The organism is Mycobacterium sp. ST-F2, from assembly GCF_001905655.1.
Taxonomy (GTDB): Bacteria; Actinomycetota; Actinomycetes; order Mycobacteriales; family Mycobacteriaceae; genus Mycobacterium.
This window is the reverse complement of sequence record NZ_JMHT01000012.1, coordinates 1-13,047: the sequence shown is the minus strand read 5'-3', so window position 1 is coordinate 13,047 and position 13,047 is coordinate 1. Positions and strand designations below refer to the sequence as shown.

General features: G+C 68.0%; 5 protein-coding genes and 2 pseudogenes. 3 read left to right on the top strand and 4 right to left on the bottom strand.

Going from position 1 to position 13,047, the window contains the following annotated elements:
* Positions 1 to 2 precede the first annotated feature (2 nt).
* A complete protein-coding gene (locus EB75_RS06150; protein WP_073694584.1) occupies positions 3 to 1,580 on the bottom strand; it encodes an APC family permease in 1,578 nt (525 codons plus the stop codon).
* A 273-nt stretch (positions 1,581 to 1,853) separates the two neighbouring features.
* Here EB75_RS06150 and EB75_RS06145 point away from each other — a divergent pair, with 273 nt between their 5' ends.
* The 3 genes from EB75_RS06145 to EB75_RS06135 are packed head-to-tail and all read left to right on the top strand — an operon-like array spanning position 1,854 to position 4,456.
* Positions 1,854 to 2,855 carry a phosphotransferase enzyme family protein gene (locus EB75_RS06145; RefSeq protein ID WP_073694583.1) on the top strand — a complete coding sequence of 334 codons (1,002 nt, stop codon included), beginning with the start codon at positions 1,854 to 1,856 and terminating at the stop codon, positions 2,853 to 2,855.
* Between the two features lie 14 nt (positions 2,856 to 2,869).
* Entirely contained in the window at positions 2,870 to 3,646 is a 777-nt protein-coding gene (gene fabG, locus EB75_RS06140) for a 3-oxoacyl-ACP reductase FabG (RefSeq protein ID WP_073694582.1), read from the top strand.
* A gap of 24 nt (positions 3,647 to 3,670) precedes the next feature.
* On the top strand, positions 3,671 to 4,456 hold the full coding sequence (locus EB75_RS06135; protein WP_073694593.1) for a GntR family transcriptional regulator: 786 nt from the start codon (positions 3,671 to 3,673) through the stop codon (positions 4,454 to 4,456).
* Here the strand turns inward: EB75_RS06135 and EB75_RS06130 are convergent.
* From EB75_RS06130 to EB75_RS30280, 3 genes and pseudogenes are all read right to left on the bottom strand, one after another.
* The gene (locus EB75_RS06130) at positions 4,446 to 7,385 is read right to left on the bottom strand and encodes an MMPL/RND family transporter (RefSeq protein WP_286150094.1); all 2,940 of its coding nucleotides are present in this window, start codon (positions 7,383 to 7,385) and stop codon (positions 4,446 to 4,448) included. The genes EB75_RS06135 and EB75_RS06130 overlap by 11 nt on opposite strands.
* A pseudogene (locus EB75_RS06125) lies at positions 7,382 to 12,106 on the bottom strand (amino acid adenylation domain-containing protein); the annotation flags it as partial. The gene EB75_RS06130 and the pseudogene EB75_RS06125, both read right to left, overlap by 4 nt.
* Positions 12,105 to 13,047 (bottom strand): annotated as a pseudogene (locus EB75_RS30280) (class I SAM-dependent methyltransferase); the annotation flags it as partial. The pseudogenes EB75_RS06125 and EB75_RS30280, both read right to left, overlap by 2 nt.

Sequence of the window (13,047 nt, the reverse complement as noted above, 5' to 3'; positions counted from 1 at the left end):
CCTTAGCGTTCTTCGTCGAGTACTACGCGCCCGAGCCGTTCGTAGCGCCGCGGCGCCCGGGCGCGCAGCACGAGCGCGATGACGATTCCGACAGTGGCGGTGGTGCCGACCACGTATGGGATGGAGGTGAAGACGATGTCCTCTGATGCCGTGCCGGCGGCGAAGGATGCGTTCTTGATCAGCAGGTAGATCACGTAGAGCATCCCGGCGCCACCCAGTCCGGGCGCCACCAACGTGCGGAACCAGTGCTTGGTCTCCGGATGTTGTTTGCGCACATGGAAGTACGAGACGACGGAGAACGCGGCCAGCGCCTGCACGATCAGGATGGCGGAGGTCCCCATGAGGGCACCGAGGCCGAACAGGCCGCTGTAGGGATCGCGGCCCGAGACCGCGAACCACACCACGATGGCCAGTGCCAAGGCGCTCTGCACGAAGCCGGCGATGTGTGGCGAGCCGTGGATGTGATGCGTGCGGCCAACGGTTTTCGCGGTTGCGGGGATGATGTCTTCGCGGCCGATGGCGTAGATGTAGCGCGCCGCGCAGTTGTGGAATGCCATGCCGCAGGCGTACGAGCCGGTGGTCAGCAGGATCTGGAACATGGTCACGGCCCAGTTGCCGAGGTGGTCGCGCACCGGTCCGAAGAAGATTTCCCCGGCGGTGTTCGTATCCTGCGCCAGCGCAATGGCTTTGGTGGGGCCGGTGCCCACGATCGCCAGCCACGACACCACGACGTAGAACGCACCGATGCCCAATACCGACGACATGATCGCGATGGGGATGATCTTCTTGGGGTTCTTCGATTCCTCGCCGTACATCGCGCTGGATTCGAAACCGACCCAGGACCAGAACGCGAAGAACAGACCGACGCCGGCCGAGCCGACCACGGCCATGGTGCCCACACCGCTGACATTCGGGACGACGGCGTTCAGGCCCTTCAGTCCGTTGATCGGATTGAGCGAGCTCAGCGACCAGCCCTCGGGGCCGCCACCGCTGACGACGACCGAACCGGCCATCAGCGTCAGCATGACGATCTCGGTAACCAGCAGTCCACCAAGCACTTTCGCCGCCAGGTTGACGTCGAAGTAGGTCAGCACCGCATTGGCGACGATCATCGCCACCGCGAACATCAACCACGGCAGTTTGACGCCGAACATCGAGTTGAACAGGTCCCGCGAGAAGAACGCGAAGATGCCGACCAGCGCGGGTTCGAAGACGATGTACGCCAGCATGGTCAGGAAACCCGCCGAGAGGCCGACCACCCGGCCCAGACCGTGGGAGATATAGCCGTAGAACGCGCCGGTCGCGGTGATGTGCTTGGACATGGCCGCGTAACCGACGGAGAACAGCCCCAGCACGATGGTGGCGATCAGATATCCCGCGGGGGCTGCCGCGCCGTTGCCGAATCCGACGGCGATGGGCACATTGCCGACCATCGCGGTGATGGGCGCGGCCGTGGCCACAGCCATGAACAGCACGCCGACCAAACCGACGGCGTCGCGTTTGAGTCGCTGCACCGGGGCGCCATCCGGTGACACCGCGGCGGGTGTGGCAGTTCGTGGGTAATCGTCGATCTCACTCATGTGTGCCGATCCGATCTGATTTTGGTTATTTGGTCTGCTCTAGTGAGCGGCAGTTCAGCTATCCAGTGGACCAATGGACCCCCAGGTCATCGCCACAGCGCTATTGGTACCAGACCGGTTTGCCGTGGTCAATACCCCAATCTCCCAGGATTTCCACAGCGTAAAGGCACTGTTACCAATTTTCGGTTTTGGTTCACTTTCGGTCCAAAGTGCGGTACAACTGACCAGACCAAAACGTGACCGCGCCCACACCGCCAGTTCAGGAGAGCCACAATGAGCGACATGGCCGCCACCGACTACGAACGCTTCGCGCATGCCGCGCTCCCGCACTACGGGCTCGATTCGGCGACCGTGACGCTGCTGAGCTACTCCGAGAACGGCACCTTCCTCGTCGAATCCGGCACCGAACGCGTGGTCCTGCGCGTGCACCGTCCCGGGTACCACTGCATGGCCGCCATCGAATCCGAACTCGACTGGATGGAGAGCCTGCGGGCCGACTCGTCCATCACGACGCCGCAGGTCATTCCCGCACCGGACGGCCGCCGCGTGGTGGAGGCCCGCATCGGTGACGACACCTGCCTGGTCGATCTGTTCACGTTCGTCGACGGCACCATCGCCGAGGACGACGCCTCCGACATCAGCTTCAGTGAATTGGGCGCCATCACCGCGACGCTGCACGAGCACGTCCAGCACTGGCAGCGGCCCGAGACCTTCACGCGGTTCCGCTGGGATCTGGACACGATGCTCGGTGCCGCCGGCCGGTGGGGCAACTGGCGGGACGCCCCCGCGCTCAGCGCCGCGGACGCCGCCGTCATCGAGGAGGCCGAACGCAAGGTCATCGAGCGGCTCACCGAGTACGGCATGGGTCCCGAACGCTTCGGGCTGGTCCACGCTGATCTGCGGATGTCGAACCTGATGGTGCAGGACGGCAAGATCACTGTCATCGACTTCGACGACTGCGGCTGGTCCTGGTACCTCGCCGATCTCGGTGCGGTGGTGTCGTTCGTCGAGGACACCCCCGACGCCGCGCGCATCGTCGACGAGTGGCTGGCGGGCTACCGCAGCGTCCGCGACATCCCCGCCGCCGACCTCGCCGAGATCCCCACCTTCGTCATGCTGCGCCGCCTCATGCTCACGGCCTGGATCGGCAGCCATCCCGAGTCCGGGCCCGCACAGACCATGGGCCACCGATATGCCTCCGGCACAGCACAATTGGCGCAGGCCTACCTCACCGACCCATCATGGTTCCGGGTCTCCGCCCTCACCACCCACTGACGACAAGGACACCCATGTTCGACCTCACCAACAAGAACGTCGTCGTCACCGGAGCCACCAAGGGCATCGGTTACGGCATCGCCGCCGTGTTCGCCGGCGCGGGCGCCAACGTCGCCGTCGCCGCGCGGTCGCTGCACGACCTCGACACCGCCGTCGCGGGCCTTGATGCCCTCGGGTCCGGCAAGGTCATCGGCGTCTCCGTCGACGTCGCCGACCCCCGCTCGTGCCAGGCCATGGCCCAGGCGGCCGTCGACGCCTTCGGTGGCATCGACGTCCTGTGCGCCAACGCCGGCATCTTCCCCGAGGCACCGCTGGCCACCATGACGCCCGACGATCTCGCGACGGTGCTCGACGTCAACGTCAAGGGCACGGTCTACAGCGTGCAGGCCTGCCTGGAGGCACTGACCCGTAGCGGCGCCGGACGCGTCGTCATCACCTCCTCGATCACCGGCCCCGTCACCGGGTTCCCCGGCTGGTCGCACTACGGCGCGTCGAAGGCCGCGCAGCTGGGCTTCATGCGCACCGCCGCAATCGAACTCGCCGCCAAGCACATCACCGTCAACGCCGTGCTGCCCGGCAACATCCTCACCGAGGGACTGCAGGAGATGGGCGAGGACTACATCGCCGGCATGGCCCGTTCCATCCCCGCCGGCACCCTCGGCACCCCGGAGGACATCGGTCACCTCGCCGCGTTCCTGGCCACCGACGAGGCCCGATACATCACGGGCCAGGCCATCGTCGTCGACGGCGGGCAAATCCTGCCCGAATCGCTGGACGCCGTCGCCGGGTAGCGGTGTGTGGGTACGGTGAACCACATGGACGAGTCCGAGGGTGGCCCGGTAGCCGAGGATGTGCGGCGCCGCATCGTCAGCATGCTCGACGCGGGCACCCTGCGTCCCGGTGACCGCCTGGGCTCCGAGCGCGAGATGGCCGAGCAGTTCTCCGTCTCCCGCGCGACGCTGCGCAGTGCCCTGGTTCCGCTGAGCCGCGCCGGAATCCTGGAACGCCGCAGCGGGCGCGCGGGCGGCACGTTCATCAAAACCGTTCTCGTCGAACGCAACGTCGCCGAGCTGTCGGGCCTGCCGAACCGGCTCAAGCAGGGCGGACATTCCACCACGCGCAGCCGGGTGCTCTCCACCGCGCTACGGGGCGCCAGCGTGATGGAAGCGCAGCGCCTGGGCGTCAAGCCGAACACCGAACTCGTCGTCGTGCAGCGGCTGCGCTACGCCGACGGTTTCCCGCTGTCGGTCGACTGCGCGCACCTGATCGCCGAACGCGTGCCCGATCTACTGGAGCAGCCGCTCGGCGGCTCGATCTACGACATCCTGGCCGTCCGCTACGACCTCAGGCCGGTGACGTCGGTCGAGAGCATCGAGGTCGTCAGTGCCAACCCCCGTGAGGCCGCCTGGCTCGAAATCCCCACGCGCACTCCCCTGTTGGCCATGACGCGCGTCGCCTCCGATGCCGACGGCCGGCCGTTCGAGTACTCGGAAGACCTGTTCCGCGCGGATCGGGTCCGGTTGGTCGCCAAGACCACCGCGGGAGCGGAACGCGAGACCCTCGGCACCGACGGCCGCGTCGAGCTCACCGTCACGGCGTAGCCGCCGACCGGCGCGACGGCCACCAGTTGTACTTGCCGACCAGTACGGCCAGCGCCGGCACGGTGACCGTGCGGACGATGAGGGTGTCGATCAGCAGGCCGACGCCGATGATGAAGCCGCCCTGCACCATGGAGCCGATGCTGCTGAACAGCATGGCGAACATGGGGGCCGCGAAAATCATTCCGGCAGAAGTGATCACGCTGCCGGTGCTCCGCACGGTACGGATGACGCCCGAGCGGATACCGTTCGGGGATTCGTCGCGGATCCGGGAGATCAGCAGCATGTTGTAGTCGGCGCCGACAGCCACCAGCACGATGAACGCCATGCCCGGGGTGCTCGCCGCCATGGGCTGACCGCCGAGGATCTGCAGCACGATGACGCCGATGCCGAGCGACGACAGGCACGAAAGAATCACGGTGCCAACGAGATACAGCGGCGCGACGACGGCGCGCAGCAGCAGTACCAGAATCAGGAAGACCACGATGACGGTCATCAGCACGATGTACCGCAGGTCCTTGTTGAAGTAGTCGCGCAGTTCCGCGTAGTACGGCGTCATGCCGGACATCGCGATCTTGGCGTCCGCCAGCGACGTATTGGCCTGTGCGCCTTGCGCGGCGGCGAGAATCGCCTTGACCTGATCCATGGCCTTGGTGTCGTAGGGGTTCAGCTTGGACTCGACCAGGTACCGCGCCGAATGTCCGTCCGGCGACATGAAAACCCGGGCCAGGTCTTTGAATTTGTCGTTGCCGAGGATTTCCGGGGAGATGTAGAAGCCGGCGGCTCCCGGCTCGGACGCGTGCAGTTTCATCGCCAGCAGGAATGCCGACGCGTGCGAGAGACCTTCGCCGAGCTGCTTGGTCTGATCGTCGAGGACGCGCAGCCCTTCGGCGATCTTGCGGCTGCCCTCGGCCAGGGCGTTGGCGCCCTCCTGCAGGGCGGCCATGTTCTGCTTCATGCCGCCCGGAGTACTGCCCGCGCCGCCGCTACCACCAAGGGACCGAAGGGCTTTGGCGGCCGAGTCCAGCGAGGGCTGCATCTTGTGCAGCCCGTCGGACAGCCGCTGCAGTTGGTCGCGCTGCCCCGCGCAATCCGGATCGGTGTCGCAGCCCGGATTGTCCCTCCGCTGCTGCAGCAGGGCATCGGCCATGGCGACCATGTCCTGGAAGTTCTGGCTGCCGGAGCGCGGCGGGATGTTCGGCACGTCACCGGAATTGCGCACGCTGTCCAACTCCCGCTGCGCTTCCTGGAATTCCTGCGAGCTCTCCAGCTGGTCCTTGATACTCGCCATGCTCTTGTTCAGGCTGTCGAGCACGCCCATGGTCTTGGTCAGCTGGGTGCGCACGGTGGCGAGGCTGTCGGCGAGCTTGCCGGCCCCGCCGACCAGCGCCTGCCGTTGGTCGACGCTGCCGTTGATCTTGTTGGTGGCCTCGGCGAGCTTGTTGCCAATCTCGCCGGCCTGGAAACTCAGCGTCGCCTGCTCCAGCGGTGCACCAGTGGGCCGGGTGACGCCGCGGACCGCGGTGATGTCAGGCAGCTGCGCAACGCGCTGCGCCATCTGTTCCAGGTCGGCAAGGCCCTTGGTGGTCCGCAGGTCGTGTGGCGACTGCACGAAAAGGTATTGCGGCGCCGTCACACTCGCCGGGAAATGCCGCTCGATGGCCGCCATGCCGATGTTGCTCTCGGCCGTCGGTGGTAGCGCGGTGCGGGCGTCGTAGCTGGTGTGCAACCACGCGACCCCGGCCGCCAATGCGATGAGCACGACCAGACTGCCGACCAGATGGACCACCGGCCGCCGCACGATGTTGATCCCGGACCGGTGCCAGAAGCGGCTGGTCAGTTCTTTCCGCGGGCGGGCCCAACCGCGCCGTCCGACGAGCGTCAGGATGGCCGGCAGCAACGTGATCGACGACAGGAACGCCACCGCGATGGTCACCGCCAGCGCAGGACCGGTCGTGGAGAACACCTTGAGGGTCGTGAAGCTCATGCCCAGGAACGTCACCGCGACGGTGGCCGCCGACGCCGCGATCACCTTGCCGATGGCGGTCAGCGCCCGCGCCACGGCCTCGTCGGAATCGAGTCCCTGCCTGAGGTATTCGTGGTAGCGGCTGATCAGGAAGACGGCGTAGTCCACGCCGGCGCCGATCATCATGGCGCTCATGAATACGACGGTCTGCTGCGAGATGGGCAGGCCCCACGTCGCCAGGGCCGCGACACCCTGCGTCGCGGCGGCCTGCGAGACGGTGATGGTCGCCAGCGGCACCAGGATGGTGACGATATTGCGGTACACCACAAAGAGAATCAGCAGCACCATGGCGACCGTGGCGGTCTCGATGACCCGCAGATCGCGCAACCCGAGCTGTTCGCGTTCGGCGACGGTGGCCGTCAGGCCCGTCATGTGGACCGTCAGGGTCGAGCCGGAGACGGTGTGGTCGACGATGCCGACGACGCGCTTGTACGCCTCACTGGATTCCGGTGAACCGAGCTCGCCCCGGATGCCGACGGGGATGAACCACGCCTTGTTGTCCTTGCTGGCCAACACTTCTCGCATCGGCGGCTGCGAGATGAAGTCCTGCACCATCACCACGTCGGCGGTGTCGCGGTGCAGGCTGTCGACCAGGGTGCGGTAGACGTCTTCGTCGGCTTTGGTCAGGCCCTTCTCGTCGGTGAGCACCACCAGCGCGATGTTCTGAATCCCGGGTTCGTGGAACGCCGTAGTCATGTCCCGGGTCGCCGCCATGACCGCGGAGTTGCTCGGCAGCAGTTCCTGGTTGCGATCGCTGGCGAGTTTCATCAGTGGTGGCACGGCCGCCGACAGTGCGACGACGAGCAGCAGCCAGGCGCCGATCACCACCCAGGGCCGGCGCAGCACCACCCGTGCCAGCAGCTCGAAAGCCCCGGCGAACACACCCTTGCCCGACCGAGCTATCACGTTGCCTCACCGCTCAGATACCTGCCGTACTCGGCAAGCGCTTCGACGGTCAGCATCTCATGGTGCCCGCGCCGCACCTCGTGCACCGTGACGGTGCCGGTCACGTGCGGGCGCCAGCTCTGTGCGAGGAAGGCGCCACGAGCGTCGTCGCCCCCGGCGGCCGCGATCACCACGACATCTCCGTCGAACCGCCCGGCCTTGTGCTCGCGGTACAGCGCGACGTTGGTGTCGAAGTTGCGCACCAACAGGTCCATCAGGCCGTCGTCCACGATGCCGGCCAGCTGGTCCCGGTCGACCGCCTGGTTCGCGACGCGCAGGCTCGGCTCGGCGTCGAGCAGCACCAACCGGGCGACAGTGGCGCCGCGCCGCTGCAGCTCGACTGCGACAGCATGCGCGACAACACCGCCGAACGACCACCCCAGCAGGTGGTACGGGCCCGACGGCTGTGCGGCCTGAATCCGGTCGGCGTACGTCGCCGCCATGTCGCTCAGCGATCCCGGGGTATCCGTGGCCGGCTGCTGAATGCCGATGATCGGACCGTCGACGTAGCCGCCGAGCACCTGGTACGGCCAGCTGATGCCGCTGACCGCGTGCAGGCAGAACAGTGGGACGCCCGTACCGGTCCCCAGCACCTGCACCGGTGCGATCTCCGGCCCGGCCGCGCCGTCCTTCGTCAGCCGCTCGGTGAGCGCCTGCACCGTGGGTGCCTCGAACACCGTCGTCACCGACAGCTCGATACCGAGGTCGGCGCGGACGGCCGCGACGAGGCGCATCGCCGAGATGCTGTCGCCGCCGAGGTCGAAGAACGACTCGTCCACGCCGACCCGCTCGACGCCGAGGACCCGGCCGTAGACGGCGGCCAGCGCGACCTCGATGGCGGTACGCGGCGCCAGGTGGGCGCCCGCGCGGTATTCGGGTGCGGGCAGCGCGCGGACATCGAGCTTGCCGTTGGTCGTGACCGGCAGCGCCGGCAGCGCGACGATGGCGGCCGGGACCGCGTGGGCCGGCAGCAGATCGGCGAGCTGAGCGCGCAATGCCGCGGGATCGGCGGTGCCGGTGATGTAGCCGACGAGGCGTTTGTCGCCGGCGCGGTCCTCGCGCACGATCGCCGCCGCCTGGTCCACGCCGTCGAGCGCCGCCAAAACCGTTTGCACTTCGCCGAGTTCGATGCGGAAGCCACGAATCTTGACCTGCTCGTCGGCCCGGCCGACGTAGTGCAGCCGGCCGTCGTCGTCCCAGCGCACCAGGTCGCCGGTGCGGTACATCCGCTCCCCCACACCGGGGAACGGGCAGGCGACGAACCGGCCGGCGGTCAGCTCTGACCGGCCGGCGTAACCGATGCTCACACCGGCACCCGCGACGTACAGCTCACCGACGACGCCCGCGGGAACCGGGCGCAACCAGCCGTCCAGCACGAACAGCGCCGTGCCGGGCACCGGCGTGCCGATCGGTACCGAACGCCCGCCGGCTGTCAGCGGTTCGGTCACCGCCGCGTACACCGTGGTCTCGGTAGGGCCGTAGGCGTTGATCACGGTGTGCCCGCACGCCGTCCAGCGGTCGACCAACTCGGCCGGGCACGCCTCACCGCCGAGCAGCAAGGCCAGTGGCGCCAGCGCGTCGGGCACCAACGCACCTGCTGCCGAAGGGGTTTGGGTGAGCACGTTGACGTGCTCGGCCACGAGCAGGCGCTGGAACTCGTCCTGGCTCGCGGTCACCGCCTCCGGCACGATCACCAGTCGGCCGCCGTGCAGCAGCGCGGCCCAGATCTCCCATACCGAGAAGTCGAACGCGTACGAATGGCACTGCGTCCACACCGGGTCAGCAGGCAGGCCCGCGAGTCGTACCCCGAACTGCCGGGCCACGTTGCGGTGCGCCACCGCAACTCCCTTGGGCACGCCGGTGGTACCGGAGGTGTAGATCAGGTAGGCGATGCTGTCGGCGTCCGGGTCCGGAAGCCTTGTGGCGGACCCATTTTCACCGGCGGAACCGATGACGACCGGGCCGTCGAACGCGCCGAGCCGGCCGGCCAATTCTGCCGTGGTGACGGCGACGCTCGGCAACGCGTCGGAAATCAGGAACGCGAGCCGCTCCGCAGGCAGCGCCGGATCGATCGGCAGGTACGCCGCCCCGGTCTTGAGGACCGCGAGGATCGCCACGACCGCGTCGATCGACCGGGGGAACAGCAGTGCCACGGTCTGCCCCGGACCGGCGCCGGCGTCGATCAGCCGGTGCGCCAACCGGTTCGCGGCCGCGTCGAGGTCGCGGTAGGTCAGCGCGCCGTCCGGTCCGGTGAGCGCGACAGCATCCGGGGTGCGGTCGACCTGGGCGGCGAAAAGTGCCGGAATCGATGCGGGTACGTCGGCTGTGGCGGCGCGGTTGCCGATCCGGTCCAGCTGCGAGCGCTCCTCGGCGGCAAGCAGATTCACCGACGCGAGCCGCCCGCTGGGCACGGTGGTCATCGCGACCAGCACGCGTTCGAACCGCTCGACGAGCCTGTCGATGGCGGCTGCATCGAATACCGCGGTGTCGTACTCGAGGCGCAGGCCGAGTTCTTCGCCCGGCATGGCCTGCACCGTCAACGGATAGTGGTTCTGCTCATGGCTGCTGAACTCGGTGATGGTCAGGTCCCCGGCGCCGCCTGACGCGGCGGCACCCAGCGGGTAGTTCTCATACGCGAACAGCGTGTCGAAAAGCCGGTCCTGACCGGTGATCCGGTGCATCTCGGCGAGTGACAGATGCTGGTGGTCGAGCGTGCGGTTGTGCGCATCCTGCATCTGGTCGAGCAGTTCGGCCACGGTGGTGACCGCGGTCGCGGTGGCGCGTACCGGCACGGTGTTGATCATCAGGCCGACCATCGCGTCCGCCCCGGCCACGTCGGTCGGGCGGCCCGACACCGCGGTTCCGAACACCACATCGTGGCGGCCGGTCAGCTGCATGAGCAGCTGTGCGTAGGCGGCCTGCAGGACGACGTTGACGGTGGTGTGGCGCGCCCGCGCCAGTTCTGCGACTGCGTGTGTGGTTTCGGCCGACAGCGCAGCGGATTTCACGCCGCGGCCACCCGATGCGGACCGCGCTGCGACCAGTGTCGGGGTGTCGACACCCGCCAGCACCTCGGCCCACGCGATGCGTCCGGCATCGAGATCCCGATCGGCGAGCCACGTGATGAAGCGGCGGTACGGAACCGGCGCAGGCAGCCGGTAACCGTGATAGCCCGCGAAGATCTCGCGCAGCAGGACCGGCAGTGACCAGCCGTCCATCACGACGTGGTGGTTGGTGAGCACCAACCGGTGCCGGCGTTCGCCGGTGCGGATCAATGCAACCCGGAACGGCGGCTGGTCGCTGAGGTCGCACACCGCGGCACGTTCGGCGGCGCAGATGTGCGTGACCTCGTCGTCGGCTGCGTCCAGCACCTGCCAGGCAACGTCGGACGCCGCCGGGATGACCTGCACATCGAGTCCGGCGTAGAAGCGGGCCGCGATATTCGGGTGCCGCTGCACCACCGTCTGCACGGCGGTCCGCAGCTGCTCCGCGTCGAGGGGACCGGCCAGCGTCAGATCCAGTTGCACCGCATAGAGATCGGCGTCGGCGCCCAGCTGTGCGGCGTGGAAGAGCAGGCCCTGTTGCAGTGGCGTCACCGGCAGGATGTCGGCGACGGCGTGCTCACGCTCCAGCTCGTCGATCTGCTGCTGGCTCAGCCGGGCCGGTGCGATGTCCGACGGCGTCAGACCGCCGCCGCCCGCACGCACCAGGGCGCAGATGCCGGTCAGCGCGTCGAACCACAGGCGGCTGAGCCGCTCGACCTGATCGCCGTCGAGCGCCGACGGTGCCCACGTCCAATTGGCGTGCAGCTTCGGGCCGGCGTCGGTGTCGACTGTGCCGGCGTTGAGCTCGAGGGTGTGCATCAACGGCATCGGTACCGCGGTCGCCAGACCGGTGACCTCAGCTGCTCCCGCACCGTCCCGGCCGACCTGCCAGAGCTCGTCGGACAGCTCGGACCCACCACCGAGGCGGCCCAGGTAGTTGAATCCGATTGCCGGGTCGTCGGTTTCGAGATCGACGTCGTCGTTGAGGTAGCGCAGCAGGCCGTAGGTCAGGCCGTCGGGCAGTGCGCGCAGCTGCTCCTTGGCGTCCTTGAGCACCGCGCCCAGGGCGGCATCACCGGAGGCCACCTGGGTCCAGGAGAGGTCCCCGACCGTGACGGCCACCGGGTACTTGGTGGTGAACCAGCCGACGGTGCGCGACAGATCGACGTTCTCGGTGATCTCGTCATGCCGGCCGTGGCCTTCCACGTCGATGCCGATGGTGCGGCCACTACCGGTGAATTCGGCTATCGCCAAGGCGAATCCGAGCAGCAGGATGTCGTTGATGCCGGCGTGGAACGCCGCCGGCGCCTCGCGCAGCAGCGTCTGCACGGTGTCGACGTCGTCCAGCGTCACCGAGAGCTGCCGGGCCGTGGCGAAGGTGTCCCGCTCCGGCTGCACGGCGGGCAACAGTGCGGGCGTCGCCGCTGCCTGCCGCCAGGCGTCCGCTTGCGCAACCACCTCGGGCGCCGCGGCGTGTTCGACGAGGACCTGCGCCCAGCGCTGGAACGACGTGCCGCTCGCCGGCAGTTCGACGGGCTGCCCCGCGCGGGACTGCAGCCACGCGACGTTCAAGTCCTCCAACAGGATTCGCCACGACACCCCGTCGACCGCGAGGTGGTGGATGATCAGCACCAGTTGACGCCCACGTGACGGCGACCTGGTATCCCGCCTGTTCACCGACGCGGTGCAGGTCTTCCGTTGTCGCCTCGGGGATTTCGGTGTCCGCGGGGTTTCCGGCGAGTTCCTGTTCCAGCCGGACGTCGATGCGCACTCCCGCGCGGGGAATGTCGGTGACGCAGATGGCCTCGGGCCGCAGGTCGGCCAGCCGGTGCTGCAGCCCGGCCAGGTCGGCACAGTCGTTCCACGTCCAGGTCGGGATGTCGGCCACTGACCGGCCGGCCGCGGGCGCCTTGTGGATGGTGACGTCGTACCGGTAGCGGTTGAGTTCGTTGTCCGCGGTACCGCGCTTGATCCGGATGGCCAGTCCGACAGCCGATTCCCGGCGCGCGGCCCAGGTCGTGAAGTACTCGGGTGCCAGGAGCAGCTCGGCTTCACCGAGCACGGCATGCTCGACGCGCTGCCGGAGCACCGCGGCATCGGTGCCGGCGTTCTCGCTGCGGGCCAGCACGATGGCCGTCTGGAAAGTGTGCTGCAGACCGTGATTACGGATGTCACCAAGGAACAGGGTGCCGCCGGGCGCCAGCAGCTCGACGGCCTTGTCGATGACTTCGGTCAGATACGCCGCATTGGGGAAGTACTGCACCACCGAGTTCACGATGATGGTGTCGAAATGACCGCGAGGCAGGCCATCGGTGACGTGCGCCGCCCGGGCCATGAACTCGACGCGGTCGCGCCACGGAATCTCCAACTCCCGCAACGACTGTGCCAGCTTGTCCACTGCCGCCGACGACACGTCGGTCGCGACGTACTGCTCGCAGTGCGGTGCGATCTGGGACAGGATCAGGCCCGAGCCGGCGCCGATCTCCAGGACCCGCCGCGGACGCAGTTCCATGATCCGGTCGATCGTGGCGGCCCGCCCCTGTTCCATGTCGGCCAGCGGAATCGGCTCCCCGGCGGTG

Excerpts from the sequence above, each read along its gene's own strand:
- fabG (WP_073694582.1), top strand. The coding sequence starts at position 2,870 with ATGTTCGACCTCACCAACAAGAACGTCGTCGTCACCGGAGCCACCAAG.
- EB75_RS06145 (WP_073694583.1), top strand. The coding sequence starts at position 1,854 with ATGAGCGACATGGCCGCCACCGACTACGAACGCTTCGCGCATGCCGCG.
- EB75_RS06150 (WP_073694584.1), bottom strand. The coding sequence starts at position 1,580 with ATGAGTGAGATCGACGATTACCCACGAACTGCCACACCCGCCGCGGTG.
- EB75_RS06135 (WP_073694593.1), top strand. The coding sequence starts at position 3,671 with ATGGACGAGTCCGAGGGTGGCCCGGTAGCCGAGGATGTGCGGCGCCGC.